This window comes from Sphingopyxis sp. LC81 (assembly GCF_000756375.1).
GTDB lineage: Bacteria > Pseudomonadota > Alphaproteobacteria > Sphingomonadales > Sphingomonadaceae > Sphingopyxis.
The window spans coordinates 17,780-43,800 of record NZ_JNFD01000001.1 but is presented as its reverse complement, the minus strand read 5'-3'; the positions used below and the strand labels follow the sequence as shown (position 1 = coordinate 43,800).

Here is a 26,021-nt window from a genome sequence, read left to right as displayed (position 1 = left end):
GCGTCAGTGCTTCAGATACTGGCTCGGCGGCACGCCGAAGGCACGGCGGAACATCGCTGCGAAGCCACTGGGGCTGTCGTAGCCGACGTCATAGGTGACCTGCGTGATCGACGCGCCCGCGGCGAGCATCGAAAGCGCCTCCATCAACCGCACCTGCTGCCGCCAGACGGCAAGCCCCATTCCCGTTTCCTGCTTGAAACTGCGCGTGAAGGTGCGCCGCCCCATCGCCGCGAGCGCCGCCCAGTCGTCGATATCGCGCGGGTCCGACGGGTCGGCGATGATCGCGTTGCAGACGCGGAGCAGGCGCGGGTTCGACGGCATCGACACCTGATAGGGCGCGTTCGGCATGCGTCCGATCTCGTCGAGCAGCAGCGTGATGATCCGCCCCTCGCGCCCGTCGACATCGTAGAGTGCGGGAAAATCGACGACCTCGAGGATCAAGGATTTGACGAGGTTCGACACTTCGAAGACGCGGCATTCCTGCCCGGTCTCGTCGCCCCGGCACGGCAGGTAGAGCGTGCGGAGCGACACCGCGCCGCGGCACGCGACCTCGTGCCGTGTCCCCGCGGGCAGCCATACCGCGCGTTGCGGCGGGATGACGAAGCTGGTCTCCGGCGTGCGGACCGACATCACGCCCGACGAGGCGTAGAGGATCTGGATATGGTCGTGGCTGTGCATCGGATCGATGAAGCCGGCAGGATATTCATCCTGCAGCGCGATGACCGGGCGGTCGTTCGTCAGAACATCGGCACTATGCTTCATGGCCCGATCCTCACAAGCCTTGGACAATTGCACAATATAGGCCGCGCACGCCGCTGGCCAGCGATGATGTGCCCGCTGGCCTGTCCGCTGCGGTGATTGGCCCAAATGGGCGATAGATGGGGACGCGCAAAAGCTATCAGGCAATCAAGGATCGTTTCGAGAAGGATAAGCGAAATATGTCAAAGGGCTTAAGCGTCATGCAGAACGACATGGCCGACCCCGATATCCGGCGCTTTGTCGATGCGATCAACGCCGCCTATGTGGAACATGGCGCGCCGGCGGGGGCGAGCATGGCGACGCGCCGCGCTGTCGCCGAACGCGTCCGCGCACCGTGGCGCGAGGGTGGCCCGATAATGGCCGATAGCCGCGAAATCGACATGGGCGGCGTCCGCCTGCGGCTCCACCGCCCGGTCGCCGATGCGAAGCTGCCGGTCATGCTCTATATTCACGGCGGCGGCTGGACGCTGTTCAGCATCGACACGCACGACCGGCTGATGCGCGAATATGCCGCGCGTGCGGGCATCGCGGTGCTCGGCATCGATTACAGCCTTTCGCCCGAAAGCAAGTTCCCGGTCGCGCTGGAGGAATGCGCGGCGGCGCTCGACTGGATCGCGGCAGAGGCGGACGCGCTGAACCTCGATGCCACGCGCGTGCTGATCGGCGGCGATTCCGCGGGCGCCAACCTGTCGGTCGCGGCGTGCCTGTTGCAGCGTCAGCGCGGGCGCCCGCTGCCGGCCGCGATGCTGCTGAACTACGGCGCCTTCGCGCCTGAGCGGACGCCAAGCTATGCCCGCTTCGGCGCGGGCGACTATTCGCTCGAGGCCGACGAGATGGACGCCTTCTGGGCCTCCTATGTCGGCGGCGTCGAGCAGCTTGCCGACCCGTTGGTCGCACCGCTCAATGCCGACCTGACCGGCCTGCCGCCCGCGTTCCTCGCCATCGCCGAGTGCGACATATTGGCCGATTGCAATGCCGCCTTCGCAAGCAAGCTCGAAGAGGCGGGCGTGCCGACACGCGCGGTCACCTATCGGGGGGCGACGCACAGCTTTCTGGAGGCGGTATCGATCGCCCCGCTCGCGGGTCGCGCGCTCGACGAGCAGGCGGCGTGGATCCGTGATATCGTCGCGGCATGACCGACCTCTACACGCCGCGCGGCCCCGCCGACATCGGGCAGCTGATCGCCGAATATCCGCTCGCCTGGGTGATATCGGGTGCCTTCCATTCCAGCCCGCTGCCGCTGATCGCCGAGACCGACGATGCGGGCGCGGTGGTCGCGCTGTTCGGTCATTGTGCGCTCCGCAATGCGCTCGTCGGCGATTTCCGCGCCAACCCGCGCGGGCTGATCCTGTTCAACGGGCCATCGGGCTATGTTCCGACGACTTTATTGTCGAAGCCCGACTGGGCGCCGACGTGGAATTATGCGGTGCTCCGCTTCACCGTCGAGGTCGAGTTCGTCGGCGACGAGACGCAGGACGCGATCGAGCAGCTCGTCGCGAAGATGGAGGGCGGCGGCTGGTCGACAGCGAGCCTCGGCGCGCGCTATGAAAAGATGCTCGACCAGATCATCGCCTTTCGCGCGCACGTCCGCTCCGCCGAACACAGCTTCAAGCTCGGGCAGGATGAGAGCGCCAAGGGCTTTGCAGAGATCGTCGCGGGTCACAGCGACCGGACGCTCGCGAAATGGATGGAAGGACAAAGGTGAAGCTTTTCTTCGACGATCGCCAGACCGCCCACTCCCCCTTGCGCGAACTCCACAATGGCGACTGGGTGCCCTATGCCGAAAATATCGAGCGTCCGCGCTCGATCGTCGAGCAATATAGCGATTGGCAGCCGGTGCGCGATTTCGGCATGGCGCCGCTGCTCGCCGTGCACGACGCCGATTACCTCGCCTTCCTCGAACGCGCGCATCGCGACTGGGTCGCGGCGGGGCGCAATGGCGACGCGATCGGCTACACCTTCCCGATCCGGCGCCGCCGGCCGCTCGCGTTCGGGCGCATCGACGCCGATCTCGGCGCATACAGCTATGATGCCGGGACGCCGATCGCGGCGGGCACGTGGGAATCGGCCTATTGGTCGGCGCAAGGCGCGCTGACCGCGCTCGACCATCTGGCGACGAGCGGCGACGCGCATGCCTTTGCGCTGTGCCGCCCCCCGGGGCATCACGCCGGGCGCGACTATATGGGCGGCTATTGCTATCTCAACAACGCCGCGATCGCCGCGCGCGAGGCGCATAAGCGCCGTCTCGGGCCGGTCGCGGTGCTCGACATCGACTATCATCATGGCAACGGCACGCAGGACATCTTTTACGAGGATCCCGATATCTTCTTCGCCTCGATCCACGCCGACCCGCGTACCGATTACCCCTTTTACTGGGGGCATGCCGACGAGACCGGCGAAGGCGCGGGCGAAGGAGCAACGCTCAACCTCCCGCTGCCCCGCGGCACCGACGGGCAAAGCTATGCGCCCGCGCTCGACACCGCGCTCGCGGCCATTGCGGATTGGGGGGCGAAGTTCCTCGTCGTCTCGTTCGGCGCCGACACGCACAGCAGCGACCCGATTTCGAGCTTCGCGCTCGAGCGCGAGGATTATGTGGAGCTCGCGGGACGCATCGCGGCGCTCGGCATCCCGACGCTGATCATGATGGAGGGCGGTTACGCCGTCGGTGATCTCGGAAAGAATGTCGCCGCTTTCCTTTCGGGCTTCTGAAAAAAAGGCCGCCCCGCTCGATGAGCAGGGCCGGCCCGTTTCTCTTTGTCAGTTCAGGCTGAAGCGAATACTCGCGCCCAACGTGCGCGGCCGCGCGACCGATCCGGCGAAGGCGAAGGGCGCATTCAAGATGCCATATTGGTTGAACAGATTCTTCGCGAAGAGGCTGAGTTCGATCCGGTCGCTCACCGTCACCGACGCGTTGAGATCGACGAGGTGGAAGTCGCCCTTGTCGAGCGTCCCGGCGAAATCGACGGGTGCGCTCGACAGATAGCGATGCGCGATCCCGAAGCGCGGCTTCAGCGACATGTCGGGGAAGCTCAGGTCGAGCGAGTTCGACAGCGTCCATTCGGACGCGCCCGGCAGGCGCGTTCCCTTGGCATAGCCGCCGCCCGGCGCGAAGCTGTCGGGCAGGAGCGACGACAGCCGCGCATCGTTGTACGCGATATTCGACGTGAAGCTGAGGTTGCGCGTCGGGCGCAGGTTGAGGCTGATTTCGACGCCGTCGATGTCCGCGCCGCCGCCGTTCACGGTATAGGCGCGGAAATCGCCGGGGGTGAACAGGCGCGCCTGAATATTACCCCAATCGATATGATAGGCGGTCACATCGACGCTCAGCGTGCGGTCGATCAGGTCGAAGCGCGTGCCGATTTCATAATTCTTCGTCGTGTCGCTTTCGAAGGTCAGCGGCAGCCCCGCGGTCGCGAGCGAATAGACGTTTAGGCCGCCGATGCGGAACCCTTCGGAATAGAGGCCATAGATCATGAAATCCTTCGACGGCTTCCAGGTCAGCGACGCCTTCGGGATGAAATCCGAATCCTTGCTCGTCTCCGGCGCATAATCGAAGGGCGGTATCAGGTCGGCGTTCGGCAGATATTGCAGCCGCGGCGCGGTGCGATATTCGAACAAGCGCCCGCCGAGCGTCAGCGTCAGCGTATCGACGATGTCGAACGACGCTTCGCCGAATACCGCCTTTTCGGTAACGCGGTTGCTGCTCACCGTCCGCGACGCCAGATCGTCGGGCGCAAGCTCGCTCCCTGGCCGCCCGCCGAACTCGCCGGGATTGGCGTCGATATAGTCGGAGATGCCTTCGATAAAGGTGCCGTCGGTGTTGTTCGAACGCAGCCGCGTATAGTTGACGCCGAGCAGCCAGCGGAAACGCCCGCCGTCGGGCGACGCGAGCCTGAGCTCGCCATATTCGGTTTTCGACTTGCCCTTACCGCTCGCGAGTTCGGGGGTGCCGGTGCGCGGGTCGTTGCCGCCAAAGATCGAATTGTCGAACGCCAGGTCGGCCTTTTTCTCGGTATAGCTGCCCACCGCGGTCAGCGTCGCAAAGCCCAGATCCTGCTCGATCCGCAGGCTATGCATCATGAACTGCGTGTCCTGATATTCGGCAACGTTAGTGGCGCGCTCGAAGGTCTTGGGCGGACCGAAGATCACATAGGTCTGATCGTCGAGATCATATTCCTGATACATGCTGAGCGCCGAGACGCGCGTGGTCTCGGTCGGCGTGAAAACGATCGAACCGCGCAGGCCGCGGACGCGCAGGTCGTTGCTGCCCTTCTTGCCGAGCAGCGTGTTGTTGAGGTAACCGGCGTCATAACGCTGGAGCGCGACGAGACGGACGGCGAGCTTGTCGGTCGCGATCGGCACATTGACCATCGCCTTGACCGCATAGCTCGCCTCCCCCGCGCGCTTGGTCGTCGAAACGCCGCCTTCGAAACCCGCATCGAACCGCGCGGGATCGGCCTCGTTCACGACATAGTTGATCGCGCCGCCGAGCGACGAGGAGCCGAAGAGCGTGCCCTGCGGTCCGCGCAGCACCTCGACGCGGCTGATGTCGAAGCTGTCGACGTCGGGGATGACGAGCGGGAAGCCGGGTTCGATCAGCGGAACTTCGTTGAGATAATAGCCCGTCGTCGCCTGGTTCGCCTCGTGATAGGTCGACGAGGCGACGCCGCGGATCACGACTTCGGAAACGCCCGGCTGGTAATCGTTGAAGATGACGCCGGGGACGCGCGTGATGTAATCGGAGAGGCTTTGGGCATTGAGCTTTTGCAGCGTCGCTTCGCTGACCGCGGCGACCGAACCGCTGACGTCGCGCACCGACTGTTCGCGCTTCGCGGCGGTGACGACGATCTCGTTGTCGTCGACCTCCTGCGCCAGCGCGCCCGATGCCTGTCCCAGCGCCAGGATCGAGATGCCACATGCGGCGATCCGCCTGATCGATGCAAAGCCCATTTTTGCCTCCCTTATTGATTTTGCCTATTGGTAAGAAGATCCGATGCTGAAGCTAACATGCGAAATTGGCGTGGCGGCGATGGTCGGGCCAGTTTCCAGCCGGATCGGGCCAGCAGCTTTGCTAAGGAAAGCGCGGTTTCATGAGGGCTTGCGGCCAATTTGCCCGATCGATGGATTGGGCGGCCTGATCGGCGCAGTAAGCCAACCGGCACGACATAGACTGGGCGCGACATCCCCACCGGGCGAGAGAGGGTCCCATGCAGAACATCGAGAACAAGGGTCGGCGCGCGTTTATGGGGAGCGCCGCGATAGCCGCACTCTTGCTGGGAAATCGTGCGGCTTGGGCGCTCGAACAGGGCAGCACCGGGCGCTGGCCGAAGATCGCGCCGCCGCAATCGCCGCGCATCTCGCATGTGATCGATCAATTGGGCCGCCAGCGCGACGATGCCTATAGCTGGATGAAGTTCATTCCGACCACGGGCGAGCGCACGCGCGATAATTTGCCCGACGCCGTCGGCGCGATGCTGAAGGCCGAGAATGACTACGCCGACGCGATCCTTGCGCCGCTGGCCGGCGAGCGCGCGAAGCTGCTCGAAGCGATGCTCGCGCGGGCGTCGGGCGAGGTGGCGCCGCCGGCGCTCGAAAAGGACGGCTGGGATTATGGATCGGCGCGGCCCGCCGGCGCGGCGCATGCGATCTATACACGCAAGCGGAAGGGCGAGAAGCCCGAACAGTTGATCGACGAGGCGGTGCGCGCGAAAGGCCAACCTTATTTCCGCAGCACCGGGCATCAGCCGAGCCCCGACCACCGCTATTTCGCCTGGGCCGAGGATGTGATCGGCAACGATCGCCATCGCATTGTCATCCGCGACAATCAGAGCGGCGACGTCCGCACGATCGTCGACAAGGACGCTTATGGTTACGGCGGGCTCGTCTTCGCGCCCTCGTCGCGCTGGCTGTTCTGGATCTGGCGCGACGCGCGCAACCGCCCGACGCGGCTCTATCGCACGTCGGTCGACGGTAGGGTCACCGACCTCGTCTATGAGGAAAAGGACCCGGCGATCTTCATGCAGGTGAAGCGCACGGCCGCCGACGGCTTTATCGCGCTGACTCTCGCCGGCCCCGAGACCGCCGAAGTGCGGCTGGTGTCCGCCGCCGATGAAACCGCCGCCCCCGCCGTCGTCTGGCCGCGCAAGACGGGGGTGCTCTACGACATCGACGAGTGGAACGGCGGCCTGATCGCGCTCACCGATACCGGCGAAGCATTCGACATGGCGCTGCTGCGCCTCGATCCGAAGAGTTTTCGTACGCTCGCTACGCTCGTGCCGCACCGCGCGGGCACGCCGATCCTCCAGATCCAGCCCTTCGCAGCCGCACTCGTCCGCCTCGAGCGCGTCGACGGCCTCCACCGGCTCGTCATCCTGCGTCCTGACGGGTCGGAACAGACGGTTGCGTTCGACGATCCCGCCTATGCGATCGAACTGCCGGCCGAGCAAAGCTATGGCGCGTCATCGGTGATGATCGTCCACCAGTCGCCAAAATCGCCGCGCCGCTGGATCCGCGTCGATCTGGCCAGCGGCAAGCAGAGCGTCGTCCAAGAGCAGGCGGTCGCGAACTTCGACCCCGGTGATTATGAGGTCGAACGCCTGCTCGCCCCCGCACCCGACGGCGAGATGGTGCCGATCACCCTGCTCTCGCGCCGCGGCGCGCCGAAGGACGGCAAGGCGCCGCTGCTCCAATATGGCTATGGCTCCTATGGTGTTCCGAGCGATCCCGAATTTTCGATCCCCGCGCTCGCCCTCGTCGATCGCGGCTGGCGTTATGCCATCGCGCATGTGCGCGGCGGCTCGGAGAAAGGGCGCCGCTGGTTTCTTGGCGGGCGCAAGTTCACCAAGCGCAACAGCTTCACCGACTTCATCGCCTGCGCCGAACATCTCGCCGCCGAAGGCTATACGGCAAAGGGCAAGGTCGTCGCTTATGGTCTGTCAGCGGGCGGCCTGCTCGTCGGCGCAAGCATGAATATCGCCCCGAGCCTGTGGGGCGGCGTGATCGCACAGGTGCCGTTCGTCGACATGCTCAACACGATGAGCGACGGCGCGCATCCGCTGGTGCCGCTATTCCGTCCCGACTGGGGCGACCCGCTCGCCGATCCGAAAGCCTATGATTATATCGCATCGATTTCACCCTATGAGAATGTCCGGGCGGCCGCCTATCCGCCTTTGCTCTGCACCGCCGGCCTCAAGGACGACCGCGTCGCCTATTGGGAGCCCGCCAAGCTGGTCGCCGAAGTGCGGCGCCGCTCGACGAGCGGCAACCCCGCGCTGCTGCACACCGACATGGACAGCGGTCACCAGGGCAGCGCCGACCTGAAAAGCGAATATCAGCAGAAGGCGCTGTTCTGGGCCTTTGCGATGCGCTGTGTCTAGAAACCGCGGAACGACGGCACCGGCGCGAACATCAGCGCGATGAAGCCGTAAGCGCTCGCGAGCAGCAACAACACGCCCGCAGCGCCGACCAGCCAGTCGGCGCGCAGGCGGCGGACCAGATACGCCCCGATCGGCGCGGCGATCACCCCGCCGATGAGCAGGCCGATCGCCGCGGTGCTGAAGCTTTGCCAGCCCATCGTGCCGATGAAACCCGCCGCGATCGTCACCGTGACGAAGAATTCGGACGCGTTCACCGTGCCGATGACGGTGCGCGGTTCGGCGCCCTGCGCGAGCAGGTTGGCGCTGACGATCGGTCCCCACCCGCCGCCGCCCGATCCGTCGGCGATCCCGCCGATCAGCCCGAGCGGCCCGACGAACTTGATGCTGCGATAGGTTTGCGGACGCCGCGCGCCGCGCCACAGCAGATAGATGCCGACCGCGCCAAGATAAGCGAGCACGACCGGCCGCGCGATGCTGTTGTCGATATTGGTCAATAGCCACACCCCGATCAGCCCGCCGACGATCCCCGGAACGACGAGGCGGCGGAACAATCGCCAGTCGACGTTGCGCTGCATCGCATGCGCGAGGCCCGACACGCCGCCGGTAAAGCTTTCGGCGACATGCACCGCCGCCGACGCCGACGCCGGCGGCAAGCCCAGAACGAGCAACAGCGCAGTGCCGATGACGCCGAACGCCATGCCGAGCGCGCTGTCGATCAACTGCGCCGTAAATCCCACGACGATGAAGGGCAGCAGCGCCCAGAGCGTCAGCCCGTCGAATATCGTCATTGCGCGGCGGGCCGGCGGCGCGTCGTCTTCGGGGTCCGGCGCGTGAAGAGGAAGACCGCGGGGAAGCAGAGTGCGATCAGCGACAGCGCACCGGCGAAGATCGGCTCGCCGCCCGCCAGCCACGGCAGCACTGCGGCCCAGATCGACACGCCGAGCACGGTCAGAAAAATCTGTTCCTGATCGATATCGGTGGCAACCGCGAGCGGGACGCCGCGCGCATCGGCGCGCAGCGCTTCGAGGCGGCGCGCGACCGGACTGTGCGGCGCCGCCCGCCGCCCGGGGGTCAGCGACGACAACACCGATCCCAGCCCCGCGCCGACCAGCCGGACACCGACCGCGCGGGCAAAGGCGCGCGGTTCCTCGAGCCGGTCGCCGACCGCACGTAGGCTGAGCCGCCCGCCAAACACCAGGTCGATCAGCGCCTCGCCGGTCACCGCCTTGATCGGCCGGTCCTGCACCTCGTGGCTGGCCTCGATCCAGTCGAAGATCGCGCCCGGCACATCGATGCTGCACGCGCGTTCCAGCCCCTGGAACCCCGGGGCGCTGTTCGCCTCGCAGATCCGGTAGCCCTCATTGTCGAACAAGATGTCGATCCCGGCGACTTCCAGCCCCAGCGTGTCGGCGGCGCGCGCGGCGAGATCGGCCATTTCGCCCGTCGGCGTATAGGCGATACCGACGCCGCCGAGCGATACGTTCGATTTGAAATGGCCCGCGGGCGAGCGCCGCTCCATGGCGGCGATCACCCGGCCGCCGATCACGAGCACGCGCACGTCGCGTCCGTGGCTCGACCGGACATAATGCTGGAACAGGAAATCGGCCTTGGCATCGGCGCTTTCGAGCAAGCCGGCGAGATCCTCGAACTGGCTGCGATCCTCGCATTTGAGGACGCCGGTGCCGCGCGTCCCGCGCAGCGTCTTGACGATCATCGGGAAACCCAGCTCCTCCTCGACGATATCGACCCCGATCGGGAATTTGCCGAGGATCGTCGCCGGGATCGGCAATCCGGCGCGCGCGAGGCGCTGCATCGTGTGGAGCTTGTCGGCGACAAGGTCGATGGCTTCGGGGCCATTGATCAGGCGCACGCCGCGGCGTTCGAAATGGCGGAGCACCGCGAGCGTGAAATAGTCGGTCTCGGCGCCCGTCCGGCACAGGATGAAGTCGGGCCGGGCCAGCGAATGGCCCTCATAATGCACCGACCAGCCTTCGACCGGCGCCGCGACGATGTCGAAATTATGCGGTTTCAGGACGTGCAGTTCGATCCCGCGCGCCGCGGCGGTCTCCTGAAACCGCAGGATTTCGGGGACCTCCGGCAGGGCCGGATCGAGATCGCGTTGGAAGAATATCCAGCCCAGCACCGATTGGCTCCTTCACCATCTGGTCGAACGCCCATGCTCAGTGCCAGAGAACGGTCCGTTCGTGCAATCATTCATGCCGAACTTTCGGTTAAGCCCCTGATTTGCCGGTTGGATTGAGCCGATCGCTCCGAACCGGAGCAAATCCGCCGGAAAATATGCCTTTGACGGCGCAAATCGGCCTTAAATCTTTCCCTTCCCGCTCGTTAAACATCGCATGACCACCAAAGCAACACAATCGAACGAGCCGGTAGGACGGCTCATGGGTTGGCTGGGGCTTCGCCAATCGCGCGGCGCCCCCCCCGAAGGCGGCCGTGCGCCGCCGGACGGCGCAGGGCCGTATGACCTTGCACGGCAGGCGCGATACGAACTCGCCGCCTCGATCACCTCTTTCCTCGTCGATAATGACCTCGACGTGTCGCCGGCCAATCTGCTGCTCGCGCATAGCGCCTTTTCGGGCCGCAATCCCCGCCTCGCGCGGCAGATCGTCGCGCAGGCGCAGGCTCCCGGGGGAATCAGTCAGAAATGGCTGAGCGAACTCGACGAACAGGAAGCAGGTCAGCCCGATCGCGTCGAGCTCGACCGGTTGATGACCCGGCTCGAAACCAATATCGAAGCTTTTCAGGCGAATACGAAGGAAGCGCGAACCGCCACGACCGACTATGGCACCGAGCTGGAACAACATGTCGTCGACCTCGAGCAGTTGCAGAAGACGGGCCGCATCGTCTCGAGCCTCGCCGACCTTGCCAAGGTCATGCTCGAACGCACGCGCAAGGCCGAGGACGACATGCGCAAGAGCGAGGACGAAGCAAAAGCCCTGCGCAAGAGCCTCGACCGCGCCAAGCGCGACGCCGAGGTCGACTATCTGACCGGCCTGCCCAACCGCCGCGCTTTCGAGGCTTTGCTCGATCGGCACTATAAGGAAGCGCGCGCCACGGTCGAACCACTGAGCATCGCCTTTTGCGACATCGACGAATTCAAGAAGGTCAACGACATCCACGGCCACGAAGCAGGCGACCGCGTGATCAAGGCGATCGCCGACACGCTGGCGCGGATTTCGAACGATCATTGCCATGTCGCGCGCCACGGCGGCGAGGAATTCGTCATGCTGTTCCGCGGCCTGACCCCGACGCAGGCGGCCGAAAAGCTGGACGATGCGCGCGAGGCGCTGGCCGACCGGCGCTTGATCAACCGCAAGACCGACGAGCCCTTTGGCCAGATCACCTTCTCGGGCGGGGTCGCCGACGTCTTTGGCTATGGCGACACGCGCGCCGCGCTCAAGGCGGCCGACGCCGCGCTCTACAAGGCCAAGGCCGGCGGACGGAACCGGATCGAAATCGCCGACCCGGCCTGAATTTCAGCTATTCCCGCGAGGGGGCGGGAGGCCGCGGGCGATTGCGCACAGAGCGCGATCGCCCGCGGTTTTATTTGTCTCTACCGTTATGCGGTCGCCCGACGCGCCGCCCACAGCCCGAAACTCGCGATGATCGCATAGCAGATCAGCGGCACCGCCAGCGCGAGACGGATGTCGCCGCTGAGATCGGCCACCGTTCCGAACAGGAACGGGACGATCGCCCCGCCGATGATCGCGGTGCACATGATGCCCGACCCCTGCGGCGTCCGTTCGCCCAATCCCTCGGTCGCGAGGCTGAAGATTGTCGGGAACATCAGCGAATTGCAGAAGCCGACCAGGATCAGCGCCCAACCCGACAGCGCGCCCGTCGTCACCGCCGACAGGATGATCAGTGAAATCGCGCCCGCCGCAAAGGTCGCGAGCACCCGTCCTGGCTTGGCCAGTCGCAGGATGAAACCGCCGAGCAACCGGCCGACCAGCGCGCCCAGCCAGTACATCGCCACCAGCTTGCCCGCCGCCTGGAGCCCCAGCCCCATCACGCTCGGCTCGGCAAGATAGGCCATCAGGTTCGAACCGATCGCCACTTCGGCGCCGACATAGACGAAGATGCAGAGCGCGCCGAACTGGACGCGGCGGTTATGGGTCAAGAGGCCCCAGGTGCCCTCCAGCTTCACATCGTCGGCTTTGGCGTGGTCGATCGCCGACCGATACATCCAGAACACCGCCGCGATCACCAGCATCAGCACGCCGAGCCACATATAGGCGGTGCCGATCGATGCGCCCTCGGCGACGCGATACGCCTGAATCTGCGCCTCGCTCGCGGTCTCGGCGTCGATCGGCTGTTCATCACCGAGCAGGAAGGCCGCGCCGCCATAGACCATCAGGAAAACCCCGATCGAATTGAAGGCCTGCGCGAAGGTCAGCCGGCTGTGCGAGGTTTCGACGGGTCCCAGCGTCGTGATCACCGGATTCATCGCCACCTGCAGGACTGTGATCCCCGCACCGATGCAAAAGAGTGCCGCGAGGAAGCCGGGGTAGGAGGCCGCGGCCGAAGCCGGGATGAAGAGGAACGCCGCCGCTGCCACGATGATGAACCCGAGCACGAAGGTGCGGATATAGCCGAGCTTCGACATGATGATGCCGGCGGGGATCGAAAAGGCGCCATAGGCGATGAAAAACGCCATCTGCACCAGGTTCGCCTGCGCATGCGTCAGGTGGAACATCGGCTTGAACTTGCCGACCAGCAGGTCGTTGATGTTGGTCACCCCGCCCAGCAGGAAAAACACCGCAAAGGCGAGGATCAGAACCACTCGCGTGCTGTTACCGCCCTTGCCGGGCTGTTCGGCCGCGTTCGTCGCGACGTTCGGCGCTAATGCCATTATCTCTCTCCCCTTGCCTTGTCTCAGGCTAACCCGGATGACGGTCTTGTCATTTTACCGCCGGTGGGCAAGGCAGATTCTCCCCGACCGCCTCGACATTCGTATTCAACAGCGTCGCGGCGAAGCCCTTGTCGCTTTGGATCGAGACGGCATAGTCGACCTGCCGCAAATTGGCGCCCGCATCGGCGAAGCAGCGGAGCGGCAACTTGATCGTCGAGACCTGCCCCTTTGGCGCCGCCTTCACCGCCGCCGAGATGTCGAATGCCTTGCCGCCGAGCGCGAGGCTGACCGGCGCGCTGCCCACTGCATCGATCCGCCAGTCGATACGCAGCGCGAAGCTGTTGTTCAGCTGGCGCGACAGATCGGCATAGGGTCCGCTGAGGTGCAGCGCGGCGGGTCCGGTCCAGACGAAGGATTTGCCATCCTCCTGCGCGCGCACATCGACCGAACGCGCAGCGATGAGCCCGCCGGGGCTCGATACGGGCGGAGATTCCACCGGGCGCGATCCGCCCGCATCGGTGACCGTCAACACCCAAGGCGCGCGCGCGCGGCCGCCCGAGAAGAAATTCTCGACATTCAACGCCGCCGCAATGTCGACGCCCAGCTCTTCCGACAGCTGCGGGACCGTCGTGCTCGCGCCATATTTCAGGCCGTAGCCGACCGCGAACTGCGGCTTTTCGACGGGCGATCGCGCATCGGCGGGCCAGGCGAAAGGCAGCGTGCCGGTAAAGCCGCGCACCGTCCTGCCATCCTTGCCCGCGACGAGCACGTCGGCGACGCCGGCGCCCTGCGACCCCGGCAGCCAGCCCGCGACGAACGCATCGGCGGCGTTGATTTCGGGGTTGGTGAACATCGGCCGCCCCGACAGGAACAGCGCGACCACGGGAATGCCCGCAGCCTTCAGCTTCTTGAGCGTCGCGAGATCGGTCGCCTCCGACGGTTGATAGTCGAGCGTCGCGACGTCGCCCTGGAATTCGGCATAAGGCGCCTCGCCGAACACGACGATCGCGACGTCGGGCTTTTCCTTATACGCACCGCCGTCGGACAGCGACGCGACGCCGCCCGCATCGCGCACCGACTTGTCCAGCGCCTCCCAGATCGTCTGGCCGTTGGGGAAGTCGGCGTGGGTGACGTCGGTCCCCTGCCAGCTGATCGTCCAGCCGCCCGACTGGATCGCCATGCTGTCGGCCGCGGGACCGGTGACGAGCACGCGCGCGCCGGGCTTGATCGGCAGGACGCTGCCGTTGTTCTTGAGCAGGACGAGCGACTTGGCGACCGCTTCGCGCGCGACCGCCAGATGCTCGGGCGTGCCGACGGCTTTCACGATGCTGCGGTCGACATGGCCTTCGGCGAACAGGCCGAGCTTGTATTTGACGCGCAGGATGCGCCGCACCGCATCGTCGAGGCGCGCCGCTGATATCGTCCCGTCCTTCGCATGTTTCAGCGTGCTGTCGTAAAGCCCTTTCCAGCTGTCGGGCGCCATGAACATGTCGAGCCCGGCGTTGATCGACTGCGCGCAATCGGTGACGCTGCATCCCGCAACCTGCCCGTGCCCGTTCCAGTCGCCGACGACGAAACCCGCAAAGCCCATCTTGTCCTTGAGCGCGTCGGTCAGCAGCCCTTTGTTGCCGTGATGCTTGATGCCCTGCCAGCTTGAGAAGCTGGCCATCACGGTCAGCGCCCCGGCGTCGATCGCGGCGGGATAGCCCATCGCATGTTTCGCGATCAGTTCCTTCTCGTCGACCTTGGCATCGCCCTGGTCCTTGCCCTCGAACGTCCCGCCATCGGCGAGGAAATGCTTGGCGGTCGCGGCGACATGGCTCGCGCGGACCGTGCGGCCGGCGACCAGCGGGCCTTGCAGCCCCAGCACCATCGCCTTGGCATAGTCGACGATAAGCTTGGGATCGGACGCATAGCCTTCATAGCTCCGCCCCCAGCGCAGATCCTGCGGCACCGCCAGCGTCGGCGCAAAGGTCCATTCGATCCCGCTGCCCGCGATTTCAGCCGCCGTCACGGCGCCGATGCGCTGGATCAGCTCGGGATCGCGCGCGGCGCCGAGGCCGATATTGTGCGGAAACAGCGTCGCGCCGGGGATATTATTGTGGCCGTGGACGGCATCGACGCCAAAGATGATCGGGATCGCGACGCCGTTCGCCTGCGGGCGCGAGGACACCGCGCGGAAATCGCCGACCAGCTTCGCCCAGTCGGCGGCGGTCGAGCGTTCATTGCCGTTCGGGCCGCTGTTTCCACCGGCGAGGATCGAGCCGAGCGGATAGGTTTCGAGATCCTTGGGCGTGATCGTGCTGATGTCGCCCTGGATCAACTGGCCGACCTTTTGCTCGATCGTCATCTTCTTCATCAGCGCATCGATCCGCGCCTCGGTCGCAGCGTCGGTGATGGCCGCGGGACTTTTGGCCGCGGGCCACAATTCGGGATGGACCTTCGCCGCTTCGGTTCCCGTGGTTTGCGCGGTCGCGGTTGCCGTTCCTGCCAGCAGCAGCGCGGTCGCCATACCCATTGCCTGTCGGCGCATCGTCTCTCCCATTCCTCTTATGTGAACGTTATCAATATTCACTTCGCATAGTGGGTGAATGAAAGCAAGCGCTCTGTTTTCGGGCTATATCAGCGCAGCCGCGGCATCGTCGCGAGCAGCAGCACCGCGATCGCGGAGAGGCCCGCGAGCAACAGGAAAAGCGCATCGAAACCGAAACCCGGGACGAGCGAGATCGTCAGCCAGGGCATGATCAGCGACGGCACGGTGTTGGTGAGGTTGAAGATGCCAAGGTCGCGCCCGCGCCGGTCCGGCCGCGGCAGGATGCGCAGCGTCTGACCGCTATGCAGCGACAGGAACACCGTCGACGCGATGCCGAAGACGAGGTAGCTCGCCTTCGCCGCGTCGAGCCCTGTCGCCAGCGCCATACCGACCATTCCGAGGCTCGACACCGCTGCAGCGGCGACAAGCGGCACGAACGGCCGGTCGGTGCGATCGGCCCAGCGTCCGCTCGCCAAGGCGATCGGAATCGCGATCGTCAGCGCCATGCCGAACAATCGCGCCTTTTCATTGTCGTGCATGCCGGGATCGATCGAGCGGAACCAGAAATAGAGATAGGCGAACAGCGCCGCCTCGGCGATCTGGACGAGCAGACGCGCCAGCCACATCCGCACCGCGGGGCCGGTCGGCCGCCGCCGCGCCGCGCCAACTGCGCGCGCAGGGGGCGGCGCGGTGAGATCGGGGAATGCGCGCGGGCGGCCAAGCAGCAGCACCGGCAGGACGGCGCTCGCCACCAACAGCGCAATGACCACCAGCCGCTGCTCCGCCGACACCAGCCCCGGCCAGGTGACGAGCCATCCCGACCAGCCACCGAGCGCCGGCGAAAAGGCGAGCAGCCCGCCGAGCAGCCCCTTCTGTTCGTCAGGAACGAGGTCGCCCGCCCATGCCGCGAGCGGCCCGAGCATCATGTTGAGCGTGAGCTGCCAAACGACGATGATCGCAACCAGCGACCAGATATCGTGCGCGAGCGGAACGGCCAGCAGCAAGGCGATCGTCAGGACCAGCCCCGCCAATATCCAGCCGCGCCGATTGCGCGTCACATCGCTGAGCCAACCGAAACCGATGCCGCCGGCGCTCGCCGCGACGGCACCGAAAAAAGTGACATAGCCCAGCGTCTGGACGTCGGCCGTCCCCGCCAGCTCGGTCATGCGCCCGGGCAGCCAGATGGTCAGGAAGGGAACATAGGCGATCGCCCCGCCCGCCGACGCAAGCGCATAAAGCAGGAGGAAAGGAAGAGACTGGCGGCGCGGACCTTCTGTGTCAGCCATGGACGGCGACAGGCGGCGCTGCGGTCGATCCGCGCTGGACGAGGCCGCCCTGAACACGCGTCGGTTCGGTCGGGCGCGGTGCCCCGCGCTGCGCGGCGATGATCAGCTCGACCGCACGCGACGCGGTTTCGGCGACGGGCTGGTCGACCGCGGTCAACGCGGGCTGGGTGAAGCGGACGACCGGCGTGTTGTCGAAACTGACGATCGACAATTGTCCCGGCACGTCGATGCCAAGGTCGCGCGCAACCTCTAGCGTCGCGAGCGCCATCTGATCGCTGCTCGCGATGATCGCCGTCGGCGAATTGGCGCTTCCCAGCAAGTGCCGCGCCGCGGCGGCACCCGATGCATAGGTGAAATCGCCCTCGGCGAGCAACCCGTCGGTGGCGAGGCCGGCCGCCGCCATTTCGCCTTCCCAGCCGTCGATGCGCCAGCGGCTGAGGCTATATTCGGGCGAGCCCGGAATGAATCCGATGCGTTTGTGACCGAGATCGATCAGGTGCCGCGTCGCGCGCCGCGCCGATCCTTCGTCGTCCATCGTCAGCGCGATGCCCGCCGCGCCGCCGCGCGACCCGATGCGCGCGAACGGGATCTTCTGCTGGTCGAGCAGCCCGACGATCAGCGGATTGTCCGAATGCGGCGGGGTCAGGATCACCCCGTCGGGCTGCAACGCCGCGATCGCCGCGCGCAGTTCGCGCTCGACATGATCATTGTGCGTGTCGACCAGCTCGAAGATCATGCGGTAGCCATATTCGGCGCATTTCAGCATCCCGCCGAGCAGCATCTGGTCGACCCAGTCGACCCCCTGCCGCCCCTGCCAGTCGGCGATCGTGCGTTCGCGGTCGTTGATCGCGAGGATCAGGTAAGAGCGCGACCCGCTCATCCGCTGCGCCGCGATCGACGGGACATAGCCGAGCTTGTCGATCGACGCCTGGACGCGTTCCTTCATTTCGGGCCGGACATTGGGCTCGTTGTTGATGACGCGGCTCACCGTTTGCAGCGACACGCCCGCGTCGGCTGCAACATGCTTGATCGTAACCGACTGCCGCCGACGCCCCATTATCTTTCCCGGCCCCCTATCGTGTCGCAATCGCTAACCGCATCGTCACCACAATGCCAGCCACTAACCCGTTCTGCTTCCATAATTTCCGCCATTTACGCCGCTTGCGGGACCGCGGCGCCGCAATAGCGGGCGACATAATCCTGATGCGCGGGCAGGCTGGCGACCGTCTGGCGCACCTCGCTGCGGATCGCTTCGAGCAACCGGTCGAGCTCGTCGTCGCGCAGCTTTTCGGCGATCGGGTGATGGCTTTGCGGCTCGATCCCCTGCCCCATCATCACCTGCACCCAGCTGTTCTCGGCGAACAATTCCTCATTCTTGCGGAATACGCGGCCGGTTTCGCGAAACAGCTCGATCTTCTGCGCCAACGTATCGGGGATCGGCATCGCCGCGCAATGGCGCCAGAACGGGCTATCGCGGCGGTTGGTCACCTTGTAATGGAGGACCAGGAAATCGCGGATTTGCAGCATGTCCTGCATCTGCTGTTCGTTGAATTCGGCGACGTCGCGTTCGCTGACGCGGCCCGCGGGCAGCATGCGGATGAAGCGCAGCACCGATCGCTGGATCAGGTGGATCGCGGTCGATTCCAACGGCTCCATAAAGCCCGCCGACAGCCCCATGGCAACGCAGTTGCGATACCATTGCTTGCGCCGCGTGCCCGCGGTGAAGCGCAGGAAATTGGGCTCGGTCAGCACGTCGCCCTCGATATTGCCGAGCATCCGGTCGAGCGCCGCATCCTTGTCGAGATAGCGGCTGCAATAGACGATGCCGTTGCCGGTGCGGTGCTGGAGCGGAATGCGCCATTGCCAGCCGGCGTCGTGCGCCATGACGCGCGTATAGGGGACCGGCGGGTGGACGTTCGGGGTCTGCAGCGCGATCGCGCTGTCGCACGGTAGCCAGTTGCTCCAATCGTCGAACCCGGCGTGGAGCGCGCCTTCCATCAACAGCGCGCGGAACCCCGTGCAGTCGATGAACAGATCGCCCTCGATCCGCCGGTCGCCGTCGAGGACGAGCGCCGCGATATCGCCGCTTGTCCCGCCGAGCTCGACCCGCGCGATCTTGCCCTCGATGCGCTTCGTTCCGTCGGCCTCGGCCATCTCGCGCAAGAAGCGCGCATAGAGCCCGGAGTCGAGCTGATAAGCGTAGTTCATCCGGTCTTCGGGCAGATGCGCGAACTTGCCCGCGATCGCCGCCTTCAACTCCATGCAATAATCATCATAGGGCTGCTGATGCCCCTTGGTCCGCCCATAAAGCCAGAAATGCTGGAAACCCGCCGACCAGTGATCCTTGCCGGTCAGGCCGAAGCTGTGGAAATATTGCGTCCCCAGATCCTTCCAGTCGTCGAACAATATGCCGAGTTTGAAGGTCGCCTGCGTCGCGCGCATGAAATCGGCTTCGTTGATGCGCAATATGCGATTGAAATTGACCAGCGGCGGAATGGTGGATTCGCCGACACCGATCGTCCCGATCGCTTCGGACTCCACGAGGGTCAGGTCGACCGCCTGCCCCAGCGTGCGTGCGATGGCGGCGGCGGCCATCCAGCCCGCGGTGCCGCCGCCTGCAATCACGATGCGCTGGACGCGTTTGTCTTCATTCATCGGCTGAGTGTCCTCAACAGGAAGGCGCGCAGGCGCCCGGCGCTTTCGGGAGTAAGCCGCGCGAGGATGCTGCGCGCCTTTTCGGGAATATGATTGGTAACCTGCTCGTCATTCTCGAACACATAATGGTCGAACAGCTCGCGCCAGATCGCCTTGTCCTCGGGCGGCAGGTCGCGGATCGCGAGGATCGCGTGGTTCAGCGCAACCTGCGGCTGGCCGAGCCAGGCGGGCGTGCTGCGCCACCAGTAATTGACCAATATGTTGAAGTCGGCGAGCCCCTCGACATGGTGCCACCACATCGACGGGATGAAGATCGCGTCGCCGGGTTCGAGTTCGATCGTCCGTGCTTCCGCCATCGCATCGACAAAGCGCGGAAAGGCCGCAAGATCGGGCGCATCGAAATCGACCATGCTGACCGCGCGCCCCGCGGGCGTGTTGTCGATCGGCCCCAGATAGAGGTTGCGGAACTGGTGCGGCGGGAACAGCGTGAAGCGGCGCCGGCCAACCGCGCAGCAGGCGAGATTGTCGGGAAAGTCGTTATGTGCCGCGATCTTGGTGCGCGTTCCGATCCAGATGCTCTTCAGCGGATCGCGCGTGCCCAGATCGACGGAGTTTGCTTCGTCGAGCCCATCGAAATGCGACGGGATGTCGATCGACGCGAGATAGACGGTGCGGCTTTCCCCGCGTTCCTCGGCGGTATCGATGCCGCCAAAGATGTCGGCGAGCTTGCCCGTCCCGATGCGGAAATTCATTTCCATCTCGGCATTGTAGAACAGCCGCCCGTCGTGTCCCGGCGCGCCGATCGACACCTTGAACGGGCGGTCGCGCGCATGATCGAGCAAATAGCGCCGCGCGTCGCGCGCCGAGCGCTTGCCCGCTTCGACCAGCGGCCAGTCGCCTACCAGCCCGCGAAGGACAAAGGGCTCGCGCGCACCTTCCAACAACGCGTCGAGCCCCGCCCCCTTATTCCATTCGCGCTCGGGCACTGGCGCGAGGTGGTCGTATAGGACGCGGTCGCGCTCAGCCACCGGCCAGCCTGCGGTTCTTGCGCGCAACGAGCACCGACAGTTGCGACAGCGAGGCGAGCGCCATGAACATCGGCATCAAATGCCCCGCCGCGTGGAGCGCGCCGAGCGCCTCGCCGCCCAGCGCGCGCAGCTTCGCCTCGTCGATGATGTGGAAGCCGACGAGCGAATGGATCGATCCATCGTCGAGCGTGACTTCGAGGCTGAACGGTTCGAGCAGGTCATAGGCGAGCAGCGCGTCGTAGAATGCGCCGCTCTCGCGATAGCCTTCGTCGAGATCGCCGAGCCGCCCGGCGATCTCGTCGAGATAGGGTGTCGCCATGCCATCGACATCGAACAGCCTTATGCCCTCGCCGGTCACGGCGATGCGCGGATGTTCCATGTCGATGTGAATCTGCCCCGGACCGTCGCCACCCGCCGGGCGCCCGATCAGGAACGGCTGGATCGCGGCCGACAGCGGGCGATAGCGCGCATCCCAGCGGTCGCCGTCGAGGAACAGATTCTCGCCATTCTCGAACCCGAACATCGCCAGCGCCGTAAACGCCTCGCGCCCGGTTTCGCGGCGGAAGAGGATCGGGAAATGCGCCTGCACGCGCCGGAACTCGCTCGGCACCGTCAGTGTCGCCATGATGTCGTCGCCCAGCTCCGCCCCCGCGTCGGTCCGGATGCGCAAGTCGCGGTGGGTCTTGTTGTCGAGGACGGCGTGACGGGTCATCAAATTCCTTTCCTATCGCGCCGCGGCGCTATGGGCGCCCGGCGCGAGGGCGTCGAGATAGTCGCGATTGGCGGGCAGCGCCGCCGCGAGCGCGCGGGCGCGCTGCCGGTTCTCGGCGAGCAAGGCGGCCGCCCGTTCGCTCGCGGGCAGATCGGCGGGCACCGGATAGCCCATGCCATAGAGGATATATTGGTGGCTTTCGGCCGAGAAAATCTCGTCAACGCGCGGAAAATCCCAAACCGACGGCGGCTGATCGCGCCACAGCTCCAGCATCTCCGTCAGGCGCGGCGGCATGTGCGCGGGGTCGCGCTGCACGCGCCAATAGGGCTCTTCGCGCCGGCTGAGTGCATAATGGAGCTTGAGGAATTCGACGATGCGGTCCCAGCGATAGCGGAACAGCTCGTTGAAGCGGTCGGCGTGGATCGGCATCGCCGCGTGGCGCACCGGGAAATTGTCGATGAGCGCCTTGAGCGACAATTCGATCATCACGATCGCCGACGCCTCCAGCGGTTCGATGAAACCCGCCGACAGGCCGATCGCGACGCAATTGCCTTCCCAGAACCGCGCGCGATGCCCCGTCGGAAAGGTCAGGCGCCGCGCCGGGACGTCGGGCGCATCGGGCAGGACGCGCGCGATATAGGCGCGCAGCGTGGCCTCGGCCGCATCGTCGTCGATGAAGCGGCTGGCATAGACGCAGCCGATGCCGCGGCGTCCCGGCAGGCCGATGTCCCAGATCCAGCCGGCGGAATGCGCGGTCGACACCGTCTGCGACGCGATCGGGCTGCCCGGCGCGACCGGGACCTGCGCCGCGAGCGCACGGTCGTTGAACAAGGTGTCGCTGCGGTCGATCCATTCGACGTCCAGATGATTGCCGATCAGCAGCGCCGCATGCCCGCTGCAGTCGATGAACAGATCGCCCGAAATATCGCCATTCCGGCGCGTCGCGACCGACGCGATGCCGCCGTCATCGTCGCGCGTCACATCGACGACATGGTCCGAAATATGGCGCACTCCGAGCCGCTGCACCGCATGCATCGCAAGCAGCGCCGCGAACTTGCCGGCGTCGAGGTGATAGGCGTAATTCGCCGCGCCCTGATAGTCGGGCATCGCGCGCTGGCGCGGCGCGAGGTCGAGATCGCATACATGCGCTTGCGCGGTCATCGCCGCCGCGAACGGCAGGTCGGGCGCGCCCGCCTGCCACGCCGCGAGCAGCTCGGCTGTCGGCGCGGTGGGCGGGGAGGTGAACGGGTGCAGATAGCGGTCACCCTCGGCGCCGGTCACCCAGCCATCGAACCGCGAGCCCTGTTTGAACGATCCGTCGCACGCGGCAAGAAATTCGGCCTCGCCGATCCCGATCGCCGCCAGCGTCGCACGCATCGTCGGCCAGGTGCCCTCGCCAACGCCGATCGTCGGGATGTCGGGCGCCTCGATCAGCGTGACGTCGAGCTTTGCGGCGCGGCGCGCGCTGGCGAGGAGGCAAGCCGCGAGCCAGCCGGCGGTGCCGCCGCCCACGATGACAACCCTCTCGATCGCGCTATTCATTGCCGTCGATCCTAAGCCAACCCACCGCCGCCGTCACGCAAAAGAGCCGCACCCCGAAAGGTGCGACCCTCTTGCCTGCGACCCGGCGGACATGGCCCACCGCCTTAGAAGCTGAACCTGACCCCTGCCGCATAACGGGCGAAGCCCGGCTGTACGAAGTTGACATTATTCTTGTGCCGCAAGTGCCCTCGGCGCCCCTCGCCGGTCAGGTTGATCGCCTCGACGAATGCCGTGAAACCCGGGATGAACTCATAGCTCGCACTGGCGTCGATCTGCCAATATTCCTCGATATATTCGGGATTGGGACCCGTTCTCGTGAGGAATTCGTCGCGCCAGTTCCACGCGACACGCGCCTGGAGGCCATTCTTGTCATAATAAGCGACCGCGTTGGCGCTGTCGCTGAGACCCGTCAGTGCGAACTGCGGCACCGACGAGGGCTGCGTATTGTCGTAAACCGCGTCGCCGTTGACGATCGTGTAGTTCAGGATGACGCCAAAGCCGGTGTCCCAGAAGCTGTGCTGTATCGCGAATTCCCAGCCGTTGAGCGCTGCGGTCTGATCGCTGTTGATCGGCGTCGTGATCTCGAAATTGACCAGCGGATCGCCCGGCGCCGCATTGATGATATTGCCGGTCACCGTGCTCGGGAAGTTGGTGATGATATATTGCCGGATCTGGCTGACGGTCGCATTGGCGCCAAGCGCGGCCAGCGCAGCATTCCAGCGCGGTCCGCCGATCGGCGTCGTCAGCCCGAACGCGTTGGAGTCGATGCGCGTCGTCGATATGAAGTTGCTCACATCCTTGTGGAAATAGCCCACCGACACATAGCTGTCGGGTGCGTAATACCATTCGGCCGACAGATCGATATTCTTCGATTTGAACGGGATCAGCCCGGGATTGCCCTGCGCGCCCGTGCCGCCGCCGACGCGGAACAGCGTGTCGATCGTGCGCCCCCCCTGCAAATTGGCGAAGTTGGAGCGCGTGATCGTGTGGCTGTACGACGCACGCAGTTTGACATTCTCCATCGGCGAGATGTCGAGATCGAAGGCGGGCAGCCAATTGTCATACGATCCCTTGAACCGCGTGAAGTCGCTCTCTCCCGAAAAGACGACGTTGAGCTCGTTATCGCCTACCCACGTGGTTGTAACCGGCACCGGCACCAACGCCGCCGACGCGACATCGGTCGTTTCGTAGCGGATACCCGCCACGAAATGGGCCGGATTCTGGAACAGGTCGAACTCGGTCGCGACCTGCAGATAGGGAGCCAGCGTTTTTTCGCTGATGCGCCGGTCGGTGTCGAAATTGGCGAGGCATGTACCGGACTGAGCCGAACCCGTCGCCGGATTGCTGCACGCCTGATAATTTTGCTCGAAAAGATCGGCCATCCGTTCAAAGTTGAAACCGTAGAAGCTCTGGATCATCCCCGGCTGGGCAAGCCCCGGGAACTTGTCCGGAAGCGTCACGAGATCGAAGATATCGTCGGGAATCCCCGATGCCGGCCCCGCGCCACCCCAGGTATCGTCGTTCTGGATCGTACCGAACGCCGAGCGCACCTTGCTGTCGACATAGGAGACGCCGAAATCGATGCTGTCGAGGAAGCCGCCTTCATGGTCATACTGACCGCGCAATTGCACCTGATTGATCCGGTTGCGGAAATAGGCATTCCGAAAGGCGCTGCCCGTCGGGGTGACCAGCGACCGGTTCAGCGGATCGATCCCCGAGAACATGTTATAAGAAATGACCGGCAGGTCGTTTTCGAAATTGATCGTCTGGTTCTGAACGCCGAAGACGGCGTTGCCCAGCGACATGCTCGAACCGAAACGGTTGACCGGCTTGACTTCCGCCGTCGAATGATGCGCGTCGAGTTCGAAGGTTACGCCGTCCGGCCCCTTCCATTCGAGGTTGAAACCCGCCGATTTATTCTCCGCCCGATTTTCCTGGAGGGCGCCGCTGTAGGACAGATCCTTACCGCCATAGAGTGCATTCGGGCCCGGAACCCCCGTCGGCGCGGCGAAGCGCTCGGTGTAGAAGAGCGGGCCGGCAATCGGACCATCGGTCCACGCGCTCGACGTATCCTCATGGTTGAACCACACGCCGACATTGCTGTTGCGCGTTTCGACGGTGTTGCGTGAATAGATATAGTCGACCGTCGCGGTGAGATTGTCGCTGGGACGGAATTGCAGCACCGCCTGACCATTGATGCGCTCGCGATCGATATCTTCGAGCGCATAGGACGCGTTCTGCGGGACCTGATACACGTCGTTCGCTTCGGGACGATTGGTAATATTCGCGGCGCGCGGCGTGCCCGGCTGCGCCAGCGAACCCCAGTTGTTCTCACTGCCAAGATAGCCGTCACGCCAACCGACGTTCGCCGTGTTCGTGCTCGATTTGCGCTTCTGATAAGAACCGGCAATCATGATGCCGACCCGGTCGTCGGCGAAGGTCGTGCTGATGATGCCCGACACTTCAGGCGTGATCGGTTTCCCCTCGTTGCGCGAACTGTCGTACACGCCCTTGACCGAAAGGCTGCCGCGCAGCCCAGGATTGTCGAGCGGGCGCGGGGTGCGGATGTTGATCGTCGACCCGATGCCGCCCGATTCGATCGTCGCACGGCCGCTCTTGTAAACTTCGACGCCCGCAATGCCTTCCGACGCTAGGTTGGCGAAGTCGAACGAGCGCGACGAGGGCGCGCTGCCGCCGTCGCCGATCAGCGCGGTCGGTATCTGGCGACCGTTGACCGTCACCAGATTGAATTCGGGACCGAAGCCGCGAACGGTCACCAACTGGCCTTCACCATTCTGGCGATCGATTGACACGCCGGTGATGCGCTGCAGCGACTCGGCGAGGTTGGTATCGGGGAATTTGCCGATGTCTTCGGCGGAGATCGCATCAACGACGCCCTGCGCCTCGCGCTTGATATCGGCCGATGCGGCAAGGCTCGCGCGGATGCCGGTGACGACGATCTCATCGCCGCTCACTTCGCCCTCGGCCGGAACCTCCTGCGCGGCCGCCGCTTGCGCCATGCCCATCAAGGACAGCGCCGACGTACCGACCAGAAATTTGGCAAGCCACTGCTTTTGAGACGCCCGCATCCCCATTCCTCCCAAATAGCCACTCTTTTTTGGCGGCATTCCCGTTATGTGAACGTTATCTAAATGGGAACGTTCTCATTGTCAACGCATCGGCTGTGGCATTTCGGTCACAATATTACAGATACTGTGCCGCAAACGTATGCGACATAATAAGCGCGAAGTCCGCGA

General features: G+C 65.0%; 18 protein-coding genes. 5 read left to right on the top strand and 13 right to left on the bottom strand.

What is annotated here, in order from left to right; all coding sequences use genetic code 11:
* Positions 1–3: 3 nt before the first annotated feature.
* The gene (locus FG91_RS00195; protein WP_037510345.1) at positions 4–762 is read right to left on the bottom strand and encodes an AraC family transcriptional regulator; all 759 of its coding nucleotides are present in this window, start codon (positions 760–762) and stop codon (positions 4–6) included.
* A gap of 176 nt (positions 763–938) precedes the next feature.
* Between FG91_RS00195 and FG91_RS00190 the strand changes: the two genes are divergently transcribed.
* Genes FG91_RS00190 through FG91_RS00180 form a run of 3 tightly spaced genes read left to right on the top strand, consistent with a single transcriptional unit; the run spans position 939 to position 3,468 of the window.
* Entirely contained in the window at positions 939–1,895 is a 957-nt protein-coding gene (locus tag FG91_RS00190; RefSeq protein ID WP_052187207.1) for an alpha/beta hydrolase, read from the top strand.
* Entirely contained in the window at positions 1,892–2,464 is a 573-nt protein-coding gene (locus tag FG91_RS00185) for an FMN-binding negative transcriptional regulator (protein WP_037510342.1), read from the top strand. Before FG91_RS00190 ends, FG91_RS00185 begins: the two co-directional genes overlap by 4 nt.
* Positions 2,461–3,468, top strand: coding sequence for a histone deacetylase family protein (locus tag FG91_RS00180; RefSeq protein WP_037510339.1), 1,008 nt, complete (start codon positions 2,461–2,463; stop codon positions 3,466–3,468). Before FG91_RS00185 ends, FG91_RS00180 begins: the two co-directional genes overlap by 4 nt.
* A 48-nt stretch (positions 3,469–3,516) precedes the next feature.
* Here FG91_RS00180 and FG91_RS00175 read toward each other — a convergent pair whose 3' ends face one another.
* Positions 3,517–5,709, bottom strand: coding sequence for a TonB-dependent receptor (locus FG91_RS00175; RefSeq protein ID WP_037510336.1), 2,193 nt, complete (start codon positions 5,707–5,709; stop codon positions 3,517–3,519).
* Positions 5,710–5,966: 257 nt separating this feature from the next.
* On the opposite strand from FG91_RS00175, the gene FG91_RS00170 reads away from it, so the two are divergent.
* Positions 5,967–8,135 (top strand): S9 family peptidase, encoded by a 2,169-nt coding sequence (locus FG91_RS00170; protein ID WP_200878375.1) that lies wholly within the window; start codon positions 5,967–5,969, stop codon positions 8,133–8,135.
* Here the strand turns inward: FG91_RS00170 and FG91_RS00165 are convergent.
* Positions 8,132–8,923, bottom strand: coding sequence for a sulfite exporter TauE/SafE family protein (locus FG91_RS00165; RefSeq protein WP_037510334.1), 792 nt, complete (start codon positions 8,921–8,923; stop codon positions 8,132–8,134). The two genes, FG91_RS00170 and FG91_RS00165, sit on opposite strands and share 4 nt — an antisense overlap.
* A complete protein-coding gene (locus tag FG91_RS00160) occupies positions 8,920–10,278 on the bottom strand; it encodes an ATP-grasp domain-containing protein (protein ID WP_037510331.1) in 1,359 nt (452 codons plus the stop codon). The genes FG91_RS00165 and FG91_RS00160 overlap by 4 nt, the downstream gene beginning before the upstream one ends.
* A gap of 214 nt (positions 10,279–10,492) precedes the next feature.
* Here FG91_RS00160 and FG91_RS00155 point away from each other — a divergent pair, with 214 nt between their 5' ends.
* Positions 10,493–11,629 (top strand): diguanylate cyclase, encoded by a 1,137-nt coding sequence (locus tag FG91_RS00155; RefSeq protein WP_235211887.1) that lies wholly within the window; start codon positions 10,493–10,495, stop codon positions 11,627–11,629.
* Between the two features lie 86 nt (positions 11,630–11,715).
* Here the strand turns inward: FG91_RS00155 and FG91_RS00150 are convergent, their stop codons facing one another.
* The 9 genes from FG91_RS00150 to FG91_RS00110 form a co-directional block, all read right to left on the bottom strand.
* On the bottom strand, positions 11,716–13,008 hold the full coding sequence (locus FG91_RS00150) for a sugar MFS transporter (protein WP_037510326.1): 1,293 nt from the start codon (positions 13,006–13,008) through the stop codon (positions 11,716–11,718).
* Positions 13,009–13,057: 49 nt separating this feature from the next.
* On the bottom strand, positions 13,058–15,541 hold the full coding sequence (locus tag FG91_RS00145; protein WP_037510992.1) for a glycoside hydrolase family 3 protein: 2,484 nt from the start codon (positions 15,539–15,541) through the stop codon (positions 13,058–13,060).
* Positions 15,542–15,630: 89 nt separating this feature from the next.
* Positions 15,631–16,827, bottom strand: a complete 1,197-nt coding sequence (locus tag FG91_RS00140) for an MFS transporter (RefSeq protein ID WP_037510323.1) — start codon at positions 16,825–16,827, stop codon at positions 15,631–15,633.
* Entirely contained in the window at positions 16,820–17,884 is a 1,065-nt protein-coding gene (locus tag FG91_RS00135) for a LacI family DNA-binding transcriptional regulator (protein WP_037510321.1), read from the bottom strand. Before FG91_RS00135 ends, FG91_RS00140 begins: the two co-directional genes overlap by 8 nt.
* Before the next feature lie 95 nt (positions 17,885–17,979).
* Positions 17,980–19,482: a tryptophan halogenase family protein gene (locus FG91_RS00130; RefSeq protein WP_037510319.1), complete on the bottom strand. Its 1,503-nt coding sequence runs from the start codon at positions 19,480–19,482 to the stop codon at positions 17,980–17,982.
* A complete protein-coding gene (locus tag FG91_RS00125; RefSeq protein WP_037510316.1) occupies positions 19,479–20,510 on the bottom strand; it encodes a cupin-like domain-containing protein in 1,032 nt (343 codons plus the stop codon). Before FG91_RS00125 ends, FG91_RS00130 begins: the two co-directional genes overlap by 4 nt.
* Positions 20,503–21,222: a SapC family protein gene (locus tag FG91_RS00120; RefSeq protein ID WP_037510313.1), complete on the bottom strand. Its 720-nt coding sequence runs from the start codon at positions 21,220–21,222 to the stop codon at positions 20,503–20,505. The genes FG91_RS00125 and FG91_RS00120 overlap by 8 nt, the downstream gene beginning before the upstream one ends.
* 12 nt (positions 21,223–21,234) lie before the next feature.
* Positions 21,235–22,764 carry a tryptophan halogenase family protein gene (locus tag FG91_RS00115; protein ID WP_037510310.1) on the bottom strand — a complete coding sequence of 510 codons (1,530 nt, stop codon included), beginning with the start codon at positions 22,762–22,764 and terminating at the stop codon, positions 21,235–21,237.
* 104 nt (positions 22,765–22,868) lie between these two features.
* Complete coding sequence (locus tag FG91_RS00110) at positions 22,869–25,853, bottom strand: TonB-dependent receptor (RefSeq protein WP_037510989.1); 2,985 nt, start codon at positions 25,851–25,853, stop codon at positions 22,869–22,871.
* Positions 25,854–26,021 lie beyond the last annotated feature (168 nt).